Origin of the sequence: Thalassospira sp. MCCC 1A01148 (assembly GCF_001613795.1) — a bacterium.
Lineage (GTDB): Bacteria > Pseudomonadota > Alphaproteobacteria > Rhodospirillales > Thalassospiraceae > Thalassospira.
This window is the reverse complement of record NZ_LPVZ01000015.1, coordinates 1-12,696: the sequence shown is the minus strand read 5'-3', so window position 1 is coordinate 12,696 and position 12,696 is coordinate 1. Positions and strand designations below refer to the sequence as shown.

Genomic DNA, 12,696 nt, shown 5'->3' with positions numbered 1-12,696 from the left:
GATCAGGCTCCTTTTCCAAGCAAAATCGTGGCAAGGTCATCAAGCATCTTTTCGGTCTTGGTCGTGTCGAATTTCATGACCTCCGACAATTTCGGAACGGCAATTTTCAGATCCGGGGAGGATGGTTTCTTCGGATCATCAGAACTGCTTGCGGACGGATCATGACCTGTGCTCCCCGTCGGCTTTTTAACGACCTGAAGGGCGTCCTTGAGCGTTTGCGTCGCCTTATCAAGCGACGTTCCAACGGCCTTTGAAATCTGTTTCACATTTTCAAGAAGCTGGTCATCAAGGTTCTTCTGCTTTTTGTCGAGTGCGCTCAGCGCGCCCTGTTCAATGGTTGCACTTTTTTTGATGGCCGATACGCGCTCGCTTGCAAGCTGCTGAAGTGTTTGTTCAAGCGATCGCACCGCAATCGCAAGCATCTGCCGCGAACGTTCACAGTTTTCAAGTTGGGATGCAGGCTCAGAAACCGAACCGGCTGTTACCTTTGCGGTCAGGGTTTCGATATTTGCGACCGTGTTTTCGATCTGGGTGAACACGCTGCCAACCCGTTTGCGCATATCACTTGTCAGCAGTTTGGTGGCCCCGCCGATATAGGTATTCAACACCAGTTGCAGTGACTGACCATAATTACTCATGCCGCAATCCTTTCACGTCATCGCTTTGCAAATGACGCGGGGATACGGGTTTTGTGATGCTGAATATTGCCGGGCGGCTCTTATCGTCAGGTCGACGATTTATCAGCCATTGCGATATGATCTGACAGCGCGGCATTCACTGCACGCAGATCCTCGGGGGTGTTGACGTTGGTAAAGGGCTCCAACCCGGCAACGCGATCCGCGAAGATCACCCGGGCTGCGCCCACTGCCTGCAAGGGGCCACGCACACGACGGTCATCGGCTGCCAAACAATCGGCAATTGTCTGCGCAGAGTCCCGATGCCAGATGCTTGAAAGATAATGATCGCGGTCCGCATGGCTTGCAAAGGCGGCCGTCACCCCGGCACCCTCGGCAGCGGCCCGCAAGCGCGCCACCATATCAAGCGGCACAATCGGGCAATCAACCGGGAACGTCACCAACCAGTCAATACCATCGGGCAACATGCGCAAGCCGCCAAGAATACCCCCCAGCGGCCCCTGCCCTGTTGCAGGATGATCGCCCACCACGGGCAGGCGGAAATCAGCAAACGCATCTGCCCCGGCATTCGATGAAATCATCACCTGATCGCATTGCGCCCGGGCAACATCAATCACCCGCCCGATCAGGCTTTTGCCCCCGACTGCACGGAATGCCTTATTGCCACCCATGCGTCGTGCTTCGCCCCCGGCCAGAACAAGGCCAAGGGTCGGTATCTGCGGGGACCGGTCTTGATCAGGTTTCGTCACGACGCCAGCAAACCTTTGAATTGAAGCACGCAATTCGATGGCCTCATCATAGTCCAGAGCTGTGCGGCATGCATCTGTCGTCTTGGCTCACGTTCGCTTTTGGGCGCGAATACCCATGTTGCACTGCGTCATTTTTACATTGTCGCACTGCACACGTTGAACTAGACTAATTTCAGACAGTTCGACTTCCGCCTTGATACCGGACGACCGGTATTCCTGATCCGATCAATGGGGACGGCCCCGCAAGACAGGAGGCCCCCATGGCCTGGACAGCGTTGGTTATTGCCGGATTTCTTGAAATTTGCTGGGCGATTGGCCTGAAATACACCGAAGGCTTCACCAAGCCCATCCCAAGTGCGCTTACCATTGCCGCAATTGCCGCCAGTTTCTGGCTGCTTTCAATCGCCATGCGCTCTATCCCGATCGGAACGGCATATGCGATCTGGACCGGCATCGGGGCGGCGGGTGCGGTGATCTTTGGCATCATCATGGTCGGCGAACCGGCCAACCCCGGACGGTTGGTCGCCATCGCACTGATCCTGTCAGGGATCGTGATGCTGAAATTGTTCAGTCCGTCGTAAAGTGCTGTTCACAACACGCAAATGCGAAACAGGGCAGCCAATGGCTGCCCTGTTTTCGTTCGAAATAGTCCCAGTCAGTTAACCAGCACACCTGCCTCGATTTGCTTTGCAACGGCCTTGCCAAGGATGGCGTGTTCCTCGGCTGTCAAATGAATGCCATCAATGCCACTGGTGCCAATGACACTTCCCGCATCAAAGACCGGCACATTGGCAAGCTTGGCCGCACGATCAAATGCATCAGCAAATTGTTGCGAGATTTCAACACCGCCCGCCATGTTGGCCGAAAGCGGGGTTTTGGAAATATCACCCATCGGCGGCGGCGTTACCAACAGCACCTTTGGCGTGCCATAAGTGGTCAGAACCCCGCCATTGATGTTGCGCACGATATCCACCAGATGCATCGCTCCTTGCGCCACCTGATCGGCATTACGATCAAACTGCGCCTGCGCGTCATTGGTGCCCAGCATCACAACGACCAGATCAAGCGGCAGGTTCTTGGCCAGAACCTCCGGCAGGTCCTTGGCACCATTGAAATCTTCGGCTGCCAGTGCGCCCAAATCTTCACCGAAATCCAGATCAGTCGTACGGCCGTTTAGCCCATCAACAATCACGGTGTAGTCTTCTCCAAGGCCAGTTGCCATCACGCCTGCCCACCGTTCGTCATCGCCAAACCGTTCAACAGGGAACGCCTCCAACTTTGCCTTCCAGCCCCAGCTGTTTGAATCGCCAAACACCAGAATGCGCTTTGCCTCGTCGGCATGGGCTGACGCCCCCCCCAATAGCCCGGCGCACAGCGCCATCGCGCCCAACCAGATTGTTGATTTCCCAAACATCATCCAAACTCCATGCTTTGTGCGGATCTTCCGCGAAACTGAATGACGACAGCCTATGACCTACGTTATGGTGAAACAATCTACGCAATACTAAAGTATTTACTGAGATATTTTCATCAATGGTGAATGAGAACATCAGCGATCTGGCGGCCTTCTGCGCCATTATCGAACTGGGCAGCTTTCGCGCCGCTGCCAAGCAACTGCGCGTGACACCCTCGGCACTCAGCCACCGCATCAAAAACCTTGAAGACAGCCTGCAAGTCCGGTTGTTAAACCGCACCACGCGCAGTGTCGCGCCGACCGATGCGGGCCGCGCACTTTATGATCGGGTCAGTCCGGCCATGCGCGAGATGAGCGGTGCGTTGCAAAGTCTCGATGATTATCGATCTGGCCTGACCGGCACATTGCGGCTTAATGTTCCGGCCAATGCCGCGCGTGTGGTGCTTGCCCCAGCCATCGCAGGTTTTTGTCGGGATAATCCCAATGTTCGCCTTGAGATCATTGAAAATGACGGTTTCGTCGATATCGTCGCCGGGGGATTTGATGCCGGTATCCGGTTTGAAGAAACACTGGCACCGGGCATGACCGCCATTCGCCTTGGCCCATCCATCCGCCCGATGGTGATCGCAAGCCCGGATTACCTCAAACGCCATGGCACGCCCATGAACCCGAATGATCTGGTCAATCATAACTGCATCAATCTGCTGTTTCCCGGCGGCAAGCTCGCACCATGGGACTTCACTGATGGCGAGAACCATTTCGTTTTGGCAAATAACGGCAATCTGACCGTGAGCTCAACGCAGATGATGCTTGATGCGGTCAGGAACGGAATCGGCATTGGCCAGAAGCTGCAAGGCATTGCCGATGACGCGATTGAACGGGGTGAAATTGTCCCGATCCTGGAAGACTGGATGCCCGATTACGGCCAGTTCTGGATTTACTATCCCAAACGCACCTATCTGCCATCCGCCCTTCGTGCCTTCATCAACTCGGTCCGAGCCTTTCACGGGCAAACCGGCACCTGAAACAAGAAATGCCGCCCCGAAGGACGGCATTTCAAGGTCAGGTACATAAAGGGTCGATCAAACGCCAGCCGGAATACCGCTGCGTTCAACTTTGCGCGGGGATGTGATTTCTTTCCATTTGGAAAGCGCCTTGTTGACGGCCGGATACGGTTCGCGGGCGATGAATTCGCCGTCGCCGCATTTGGCGAGAACCACACCTTCTTCGGCGGCAATACGGCCACGGCTGATGGTGTAGCGCGGAAGGCCGGTGACCTCGATGCCCTCGAACACGTTGTAGTCAATTGCGGACTGCTGGTGTTCGGCGGTGATGGTCTTGGAGGCCTTCGGATCCCAGACCACAAGATCGGCATCTGCGCCCACCAGAACCGCACCCTTGCGCGGATAAATGTTAAGGATCTTGGCAATGTTGGTAGACGTTGCCGCCACGAACTCGTTCGGGGTCAGACGACCGGTACCAACACCATAGGTCCACAGAAGCGGCATGCGATCTTCAAGGCCGCCCGTGCCGTTCGGGATCTTGGTGAAGTCACCAACGCCCATGCGTTTCTGTTCGGTGGTGAAGGCGCAGTGGTCGGTTGCGACAACCTGCAGGCTGCCCGATGCCAGACCATTCCACAGGCCATCCTGATGTTCCTTGCTGCGGAACGGCGGGGACATGACGCGACGGGCGGCGTGATCCCAATCGGTGTTTTTATATTCGCTGTCATCAAGGATCAGGTGCTGAATCAGCGGCTCGCCAAAGACGCGCTTGCCGTTCTGGCGCGCACGGCGAATGGCTTCGTGGGCCGGTTCGCACGACACATGCACGATATAAAGCGGCACATTGGCCATATCGGCAATCATGATCGCGCGGTTACATGCTTCGCCTTCGACATCCACGGGCCGTGAATAGGCGTGGGCTTCGGGGCCGTTATTGCCTTCGGCCAGCAATTTGGCCTGAAGGGTCGCGACCACGTCGCCGTTTTCCGCATGGACCAGCGGCATCGCGCCCAGTTCCGAGCAGCGCGAGAAGGATGCGAACATTTCGTCATCATCCACCATCAGCGCACCCTTGTAGGCCATGAAATGCTTGAAGGTGTTGATACCCTTTTCCTGCACAACGGTCTTCATTTCATCAAAGACCTGCTCGCTCCACCAGGTGATCGCCATGTGGAAGGAATAGTCACACACCGCCTTGGAGGATTTGTTATCCCAGGCCTGCAGTGCTTCAAGCAGCGACTGGTTCGGTGCCGGCAGGCAGAAATCGACAACCATGGTCGTCCCGCCGGCAACAGCAGCCTTGGTGCCGCTTTCGAAATCGTCTTCGGAATAGGTGCCCATAAAGGGCATTTCCATATGGGTGTGCGGATCAATACCGCCGGGCATCACATAGCAGCCGTCGGCCTCGATCACCTTGTCCCCGGTCAGGTTGTCGCCAATCGCGGCAATCTTGCCGTTTTCGATCAGGATATCGGATTTGTATGTCAGGTCGGCGGTAACAATGGTTCCGCCACGAATAACCATGGACATGGGTGGCTCCTTGTTGTCTGAGCGGCGAAAAGTTGCGGGCCATCCCGGCATTTCGCCCGTTATCTCCAAACACCCAGAGGGTATTCAATCAGTCGTCAATCAATCGTCATAGTCTTGGAGGTCATCCCGTCCGGCGAAGCAAAACCCCGCCGGACGGTCAAAATTCACAAGATGATCAAATTACATCTTGTCGGTCACTGCGTGAGTCCAGGCACCTTCCGGCTCCTTGGTGATCACCGGATCGGAACCACCCGAAAGCAGGCTGTCAACGGTACGCTGATAGGCTGCTTCATCAAGAACCGCAGAATCACCAAGCAGTTTGGCGATTTCGGTCATCATGCGGACCTGGTGTTTCTCGGTCTGGGCACCGGTCATGTCGTTATCAAGAACGATCATCGCGGCGTCTTCCGGGTTTTCCTTTGCCCACATCCAGCCCTTCATGCTGGCATCAACAAAGCGTGCCATCTTGTCGACAAATGCCGGGTCTTCAAGATTGTCTTCAAGAACATAAAGACCGTCTTCAAGGGTTGCGACACCCTGGTCTTCGTATTTGAAGACCTTGAGGTCGTCGGCCGGGATACCGGCATCAATAACCTGCCAGTATTCGTTATAGGTCATGGTCGACACGCAGTCGGCCTGCTTCTGGATCAGCGGATCAACGTTGAAGCCCTGCTTAAGGACGGTCACGCCATTGTCGCCGCCATCGGTCGGAATGCCGAGTTTCGACATCCAGCTCAGGAACGGATACTCGTTCCCGAAGAACCAGACACCAAGGGTACGACCCGGGAAGTCATCCGGGCTTTCAATGCCGGTTTCCTTCAGGCAGGTCAGCATCATGCCCGATTTGGCGAACGGCTGTGCGATGTTAACCAGCGGCACACCCTTTTCGCGCGATGCAAGGGCCGACGGCATCCAGTCAATGATCACGTCGGCACCACCACCGGCAATCACCTGCGGCGGGGCAACGTCCGGACCACCCGGATTAATGGTCACATCAAGGTCGGCTTCTTCATAGAAACCTTTGTCTAGTGCCACATAGTAGCCTGCAAACTGGGCCTGTGTGACCCATTTAAGCTGCAGGGTTACCTCGTCTGCTGCCATCGCCGAAAACGATGCCAACCCGAAACTCAACCCCATAGCAGTCGAAATAAACTTATTCATTCGTCGATGTCTCCTCAGGTTGTAGTCAAGTCCTCCCGACGGGTCGTCTTGTTTTATGCCTTTAATGGCGACGTACCCGGAATGACGGATGCCATGACGTTGCTTTTCTCTCGATATAAGCCACGGCTCCGTAGAAGGCGGTCCCAGCAAGGGCCGCCAATGCGATTTCCGCCCAGACCATGTCGATATTCATCCGCCCGACCTCGGTCGAGATGCGGAAGCCCATACCAACAATCGGGGTGCCGAAAAATTCGGCGACGATTGCGCCAATCAGCGCAAGCGTGGAATTGATTTTAAGCGCGTTGAACACAAACGGCATGGCAGCGGGCAAACGCAGTCTGAACAGTGTTGACCAATAGCCCGACGCGTATGTCGCCATCAGATCCTTTTCAAGCTTACCTGCCGCATTCAACCCGGTAACGGTATTCACCAGCATCGGGAAGAACGTCATAATCACGATCACAGCCGCCTTTGACTGCCAGTCAAAGCCGAACCACATCACCATGATCGGCGCGACACCAATGATCGGCAGGGCCGACACCATGTTGCCCAGCGGCAAAAGACCGCGTTTAAGAAACGGCACACGGTCAACGGCAATCGCGATGATAAAGGCCGATCCACAGCCCATGACATAGCCACTGAGCACCGCCTTCACAAAGGTCTGGTGGAAGTCGGATGCCAGAATGTCGGTGGAATTGACAAACCGTTCGCCAATCATGCTGGGCGGCGGCAACAGGACCTGTGGCACGCCAAAGCCTGAAACGACGACTTCCCATACAAACAGAAGCCATACGCCAAAGGCCAACGGCACAACAATGTTGGCAGCGTGTTGCTTGCTGCGATCAAGGCTGTGGAAATTGGCGATCACATCAATCCCGCGCCAGACAAACGCCCAAAGCGAAATGATAAACAACCAGAATCCAAGCGCGGCATAACCGGCCACACCATGATCATAAAGAACATCCACAGCCTGCCAGCAGCCAAACACGGCAACCGCAAGAATAACCATCCCCGCCTTGACCGACCGCACACCAAGCCAGGTGAAAGCCGCACCGGTAATCACACAAAGTGCCATGGCGATGGCAAGCCCCGGAATATCGCCGACAAAGGCAACCTGTTTTCCGGTATCACCATCAATGCCCGACAGCGGAAAAATCAGGGCCAGCAAAGCCGCAATCGCCGCAACGAGACAGAATTTGTCCAGTTTCATCCCGGTCATGACTTTACTCCCATCCGCACAAGGACCCTGCGTTCACACCAGCCAACGATCACCACAAGGATGGCCGCCACAAAGGCCGCTGTCAGAAGGGCCGACCAGATCTGGATGGTCTGTCCGTAATAGGACCCCGCCAGCAAACGCGCACCAAGCCCTGCCTGCGCACCGGTCGGCAATTCACCAACGATGGCACCGACCAGACTGATCGCAATCGCGACTTTCAGGCTGGCAAACAGGTATGGCATGGCGGACGGCAAACGAAGCTGCCAGAAGGTCTGCCATTTCGAGGCATTGTAGGTCCGCATCAGATCAAGCTGGATCACCTGTGGGGAACGCAGGCCCTTGACCATGCTGATCGTGACCGGGAAAAAGCACAAATAGGTCGAAATAACCGCCTTTGGCACCAGTCCCTTGATCCCGATGGCCCCCAGAACAACAATGATCATCGGGGCGATGGCAAGGATCGGAATGGTTTGCGATGAAATCACCCATGGCATCAGGCTTTTTTCAAGCGTCATGACATGAACGATGCCCACCGCCAGCAACACACCAAGCAACGTCCCGATCCCAAAGCCCAGAAGGGTCGAGGAAAGCGTCACCCAGCTGTGATAAACCAGCGACCGCTTGGACGTGATCTTGATGGCAAAGATGGTTTTATACATCTCGACCGCGACCTGATGGGGGGCCGGCAGGATCGGACGATCCTGTGCCAGCGTGTCTTCGATCAGCTGGCCGGCAGTCCAGGTCTGGTCAGCACGGTCATATCGGTCAATCTGGGTCGGTGCGTTCATGAAAACGGCCCCGACATACCACAGAACAAGAAGCGCAATCAGAACAACACAGACCGGCCCGGTCTGGCCAGACATCATGCGCGTCCAGGTCGATGGTCCGTTAACGGACCCGGTCATGGAAGCAGCATTACTCGTCATTGCTGTGCCCCGCACGCAGCCCTTCACGAACCCGATGCGCAATCTCGAGGAATTCCGGCGTTTCACGGATATCGAGTGTACGGTCGTTCGGGAAGTTGGTTTCGATCACGTCAATGATGCGCCCAGGACGCGGTGACATCACGACAATCTTGGTCGACAGATACACCGCCTCGGGGATGGAGTGGGTCACAAACGCCACCGTCTTGTTGGTGCGCGCCCAAAGTTTCAACAGCTGTTCATTGAGATGATCACGCACAATCTCGTCGAGCGCGCCAAACGGTTCGTCCATCAAAAGCAGGTCGGCGTCGAATGACAGCGCACGCGCAATTGATGCACGCTGCTGCATGCCACCAGACAGCTGCCATGGGAATTTCTTTTCAAAGCCATTGAGCTCGACAAGTTTCAGGGCCTCCTGGGCGCGCTTGACGCGCTCTTCCTTGGAGATTTCCATGATTTCGAGCGGCAAGGTCACGTTGCGTTCGATCGAGCGCCACGGCAAAAGCGCCGGTGCCTGAAAGACATAGCCATAAGCACGCTTTTCGCGGGCTTCGTGTGGCGTAACACCGTTGATCGAAATATCGCCCCCGGTGGCTTGCTCAAGGTCTGCAATCACACGCAAAAGCGTGGTTTTGCCGCAACCTGACGGACCGATAAAGGAAACGAAATCGCCTTCTTCGATGGTCAGATCGACATCGGAAAGGGCGTACACAGGACCATCTGCCGTCTGAAAGGTCAGCGACAGTTTATTGATATCAACAACAGCTTTTTTCGATGCGGGCATCTCAGCAACATTATTGACGACTTGTTTTAGCGTCATGGGGTTTCCCCTGATCGTATGTCTCTCTTCCGAACCAGAAAGATTTCTGATCCGACTTATTGGAAGCCTCCCTCAGGGACGTTGCCCTGAACCCTGTCGACATTTGATCAAACGCATAAAGCCTTTGCCCGGTCATTGCCGGGAATGGGGAATGATACCCCACCTGTCGATCAGGGCAAAACGGCGAGCAGCCACAAACCGCTCGCCGGTATCATGAAATCAGTTACCGTCCGTCAGACGGGTATAGGTCGACGGGCGACGGTCGCGGAAGAACTGCCAGTTGTCGCGAATTTCACGCACCATCGACATATCCATGTCATGGACCAGCAATTCGTCCTGGTCACGCGATGCCTGTGCTTCGATTTCGCCACGTGGATTGACGAAATAGCTCTGACCATAAAACTCGCCAATATCCCACGGCTGTTCGCGTCCAACCCGGTTGATCGCGCCGATGAAACACCCATTAGCCACAGCCGATGCCGGCTGTTCGAGTTTCCAGATATATTCCGACACCCCGGCAACAGTCGCCGACGGATTGACGATATATTCCGCCCCGTTCAGCGCCAGCGCACGCCAGCCTTCCGGGAAGTGGCGGTCATAGCAGATGTAAACGCCAAGTTTGCAGTACTGGGTGTCAAAGACCGGCCAATCCGAGACGCCCGGCTTGAAGAAGAACTTCTCCCAGAAACCGGCGACGTGGGGGATATGGGTTTTGCGGTATTTCCCAAGATAGGTACCGTCGGCATCAATCACGGCAGCGGTGTTGTAATAGACACCGGTGATGTCTTCCTCATAGATCGGAACAACGATCACCATTTTGTATTTTGCTGCCAGCTCACACATCAGCTGTGTGGTCGGGCCATCGGGGATTTTTTCCGCGGCCGCATACCATTTCTTGTCCTGGCTCGGACAGAAATAGGGCTGGGTGAAAACTTCCTGAAAGCACAGGACCTGCACACCTTTTTTGGCTGCCTCTTCAATATAGGGCAGATGTGCATCAATCATGGCCTTGCGGATTTCTTCGGGGGTCTGATCGGTTGACCCTTTCAGACTCATTTGAATCAGTCCGCCTCTCAGCATCGACATCCGAGATACCTCCTTGATCTGATATTTTTATGTCCTTGCCAGCTTTTGCTGATCTTTGGACTTATGTCCGAACGCGCCCCAAGAACCCTGTTTTGTTTTATGCGGGTCCATTCCCAGACGGGACGCGATCAGTAAAATCGCGAAACAGATGTTTCCTCCGTGGCGTTGCAGAACCGTTTGATTTTTTATCAGCCCTGCAAGCCGTTGCCCCCTGCCCGTTTGGAACGGACAAGGGGCGAATTTCTTGATCTTAATCGATCTCTTTAAGCACTTCGCGCAATGTGCCGAACAGCTGATCAATGTGTGATTTTTCAAGGATCAGCGGCGGCGACAGCGCAATAATGTCACCCGTGGTCCGGATCAGGATGCCTTTTTCAAACGCCTTGAGGAAGGCATTGAAGGCACGCTTGGTCGGGAAGCCTTCAATCGGCTCCAGCTCGATCGCACCGATCAGACCCAGGTTACGAACATCCTTGACCAGCGGCAGGTCGATCAGGCTGTGCACTGCATCTTCCCAATACTGACCAAGTTCCTGGCCCTTGGTGTAAAGACCATCTTCTTCATAGGTCTCAAGCGTTGCCATCGCGGCTGCACAGGCAACCGGGTTACCCGAATAGGTGTAACCATGGAACAGCTCGATCATGTTTTCCGCACCGGTCATGAACGCATCATGGATTTCGTCGGTGGCAAACACGGCACCCATCGGAATGGTTCCGTTGGTCAGGCCCTTGGCGGTCGTGACCAGATCCGGCTGAACACCGAAATAATCAACTGCGAACGGTGCGCCAAGGCGACCGAAACCGGTGATGACTTCATCAAAGATCAGAAGAATGCCGTGCTTGGTGCAAATCTCGCGCAGGCGTTCCAGATAACCCTTCGGCGGGATCAGAACGCCGGTGGAACCTGCAACCGGCTCGACAATGACGGCCGCGATGGTTGACGGATCATGCAGCGCGCAAATGCGTTCCAGATCTTCGGCAAGGTAGGCTCCATGTTCGGGCATGCCACGGGTGACACCGTTTTCTTCCGGCAGATAGGTGTGACGCATATGGTCAACACCGCCCAGCATCTGGCCAAAGGTCTTGCGGTTACCCGAAATACCACCGACAGAAATACCACCGAAGTTCACACCGTGATAGCCGCGTTCACGACCGATCAGACGGGTCCGCTGACCATCGCCACGTGCGCGGTGATAGGCCAGTGCGATTTTAAGCGCGGTCTCAACCGATTCAGAACCGGAGTTGGTATAGAATACATGGTTAAGATTGCCCGGCATCAGCTGAGCCAGACGGCTGGCCAGCTCGAACGCCTTGGGATGGCCCATCTGGAACGCCGGTGCGTAATCCAGCTCATCCATCTGCGCCTTGACCGCTTCGACGATTTTCGGACGCTTGTGACCGGCGTTGCAGCACCAAAGGCCTGCGGTGCCGTCAAGGATATCGCGGTTGTCGTCGGTTTTGTAATACATGCCGTCCGCCGAGACCAGCATACGCGGGGTCTGCTTGAACTGACGGTTGGCCGTAAAGGGCATCCAGAACGCCGAAAGATCGTTCGGACGACTGATTTTCGTGGTGGCTGTCATCAAAAGGTCTCCCGTACCTTTTTAAGTGCTTCTCTCGACCGGTTCGGTGGCGGACACCGTCCACCGGCATCTGATTTTATTCTTCCCGTATCGCGAAAGGTATTCGGCCCTCTGACCAAAATGTCGCACATTCGCCTTGCGGAAAGGCCTGCAATACAGGCACGTCAAAGTCGTTAGCATGAGACATGCCCATGCACTAGCGCTTTAACACCACCGCGGAACTGTTTCGAATATTCGACCGTCAAACACCATTTCGGCGACCCTGATTTTTGTTTACGGCGTCTATTTTGTGTTTATCTTTCATCGGAGCTGTTCGATATTTCGGACAAAACCGACTCTTGACCATGACCAGGGTCCAAACTTATCCAAATGATCGATCCGGCAATTGATATGAGAGAAAAAGCAAGGAAAAGCCCGAAGATTGGGGTGGTTCCCAATCAAGGGATTTGACGCAGAGGCTTTCTCTCATATCAGTTGTCCTTCGGATCACCCGGATTTGCACGGGCTACGTTGTCGCAAAATCTTGAAAGATGTGCATCTTCCTGCAATTTTGCTTCGCATATCCGCACAAAT

Annotated in this window: 12 protein-coding genes; 2 read left to right on the top strand and 10 right to left on the bottom strand. The window is 55.0% G+C overall.

Going from position 1 to position 12,696, the window contains the following annotated elements:
* Positions 1–2 precede the first annotated feature (2 nt).
* A complete protein-coding gene (locus AUQ43_RS06300) occupies positions 3–638 on the bottom strand; it encodes a hypothetical protein (RefSeq protein WP_062955425.1) in 636 nt (211 codons plus the stop codon).
* 86 nt (positions 639–724) lie between these two features.
* Complete coding sequence (gene mobA, locus AUQ43_RS06295; RefSeq protein WP_062955424.1) at positions 725–1,384, bottom strand: molybdenum cofactor guanylyltransferase MobA; 660 nt, start codon at positions 1,382–1,384, stop codon at positions 725–727.
* Between the two features lie 260 nt (positions 1,385–1,644).
* Between mobA and sugE the strand changes: the two genes are divergently transcribed.
* Positions 1,645–1,965, top strand: a complete 321-nt coding sequence (gene sugE, locus AUQ43_RS06290; protein ID WP_062955423.1) for a quaternary ammonium compound efflux SMR transporter SugE — start codon at positions 1,645–1,647, stop codon at positions 1,963–1,965.
* 74 nt (positions 1,966–2,039) lie between these two features.
* Here the strand turns inward: sugE and AUQ43_RS06285 are convergent, their stop codons facing one another.
* Positions 2,040–2,801: an SGNH/GDSL hydrolase family protein gene (locus AUQ43_RS06285; RefSeq protein WP_062955422.1), complete on the bottom strand. Its 762-nt coding sequence runs from the start codon at positions 2,799–2,801 to the stop codon at positions 2,040–2,042.
* Between the two features lie 116 nt (positions 2,802–2,917).
* Between AUQ43_RS06285 and AUQ43_RS06280 the strand changes: the two genes are divergently transcribed.
* Positions 2,918–3,823, top strand: a complete 906-nt coding sequence (locus tag AUQ43_RS06280; RefSeq protein WP_062955421.1) for a LysR family transcriptional regulator — start codon at positions 2,918–2,920, stop codon at positions 3,821–3,823.
* A gap of 57 nt (positions 3,824–3,880) precedes the next feature.
* Here AUQ43_RS06280 and hydA read toward each other — a convergent pair whose 3' ends face one another.
* From hydA to AUQ43_RS06245, 7 genes are all read right to left on the bottom strand, one after another.
* Complete coding sequence (hydA, locus tag AUQ43_RS06275) at positions 3,881–5,332, bottom strand: dihydropyrimidinase (protein WP_062955420.1); 1,452 nt, start codon at positions 5,330–5,332, stop codon at positions 3,881–3,883.
* Positions 5,333–5,512: 180 nt separating this feature from the next.
* Entirely contained in the window at positions 5,513–6,493 is a 981-nt protein-coding gene (locus AUQ43_RS06270; protein WP_062955419.1) for an ABC transporter substrate-binding protein, read from the bottom strand.
* A gap of 61 nt (positions 6,494–6,554) precedes the next feature.
* Complete coding sequence (locus AUQ43_RS06265; RefSeq protein WP_062955418.1) at positions 6,555–7,712, bottom strand: ABC transporter permease; 1,158 nt, start codon at positions 7,710–7,712, stop codon at positions 6,555–6,557.
* Positions 7,709–8,638 (bottom strand): ABC transporter permease, encoded by a 930-nt coding sequence (locus AUQ43_RS06260; protein WP_062955417.1) that lies wholly within the window; start codon positions 8,636–8,638, stop codon positions 7,709–7,711. Before AUQ43_RS06260 ends, AUQ43_RS06265 begins: the two co-directional genes overlap by 4 nt.
* Complete coding sequence (locus AUQ43_RS06255; RefSeq protein WP_062955446.1) at positions 8,628–9,419, bottom strand: ABC transporter ATP-binding protein; 792 nt, start codon at positions 9,417–9,419, stop codon at positions 8,628–8,630. The genes AUQ43_RS06260 and AUQ43_RS06255 overlap by 11 nt, the downstream gene beginning before the upstream one ends.
* Positions 9,420–9,674: 255 nt before the next feature.
* Positions 9,675–10,511 carry a nitrilase-related carbon-nitrogen hydrolase gene (locus AUQ43_RS06250; protein ID WP_232310605.1) on the bottom strand — a complete coding sequence of 279 codons (837 nt, stop codon included), beginning with the start codon at positions 10,509–10,511 and terminating at the stop codon, positions 9,675–9,677.
* 280 nt (positions 10,512–10,791) lie between these two features.
* Positions 10,792–12,123: an aspartate aminotransferase family protein gene (locus AUQ43_RS06245; protein WP_062955415.1), complete on the bottom strand. Its 1,332-nt coding sequence runs from the start codon at positions 12,121–12,123 to the stop codon at positions 10,792–10,794.
* Positions 12,124–12,696: the final 573 nt, after the last annotated feature.

Bases quoted from the DNA above. Each gene is read 5' to 3' on its own strand.
- AUQ43_RS06300 (WP_062955425.1), bottom strand. From the start codon at position 638: ATGAGTAATTATGGTCAGTCACTGCAACTGGTGTTGAATACCTATATC.
- sugE (WP_062955423.1), top strand. From the start codon at position 1,645: ATGGCCTGGACAGCGTTGGTTATTGCCGGATTTCTTGAAATTTGCTGG.
- AUQ43_RS06285 (WP_062955422.1), bottom strand. From the start codon at position 2,801: ATGATGTTTGGGAAATCAACAATCTGGTTGGGCGCGATGGCGCTGTGC.
- AUQ43_RS06280 (WP_062955421.1), top strand. From the start codon at position 2,918: ATGGTGAATGAGAACATCAGCGATCTGGCGGCCTTCTGCGCCATTATC.
- hydA (WP_062955420.1), bottom strand. From the start codon at position 5,332: ATGTCCATGGTTATTCGTGGCGGAACCATTGTTACCGCCGACCTGACA.
- AUQ43_RS06270 (WP_062955419.1), bottom strand. From the start codon at position 6,493: ATGAATAAGTTTATTTCGACTGCTATGGGGTTGAGTTTCGGGTTGGCA.
- AUQ43_RS06265 (WP_062955418.1), bottom strand. From the start codon at position 7,712: ATGACCGGGATGAAACTGGACAAATTCTGTCTCGTTGCGGCGATTGCG.
- AUQ43_RS06260 (WP_062955417.1), bottom strand. From the start codon at position 8,638: ATGACGAGTAATGCTGCTTCCATGACCGGGTCCGTTAACGGACCATCG.
- AUQ43_RS06255 (WP_062955446.1), bottom strand. From the start codon at position 9,419: ATGCCCGCATCGAAAAAAGCTGTTGTTGATATCAATAAACTGTCGCTG.
- AUQ43_RS06250 (WP_232310605.1), bottom strand. From the start codon at position 10,511: ATGAGTCTGAAAGGGTCAACCGATCAGACCCCCGAAGAAATCCGCAAG.
- AUQ43_RS06245 (WP_062955415.1), bottom strand. From the start codon at position 12,123: ATGACAGCCACCACGAAAATCAGTCGTCCGAACGATCTTTCGGCGTTC.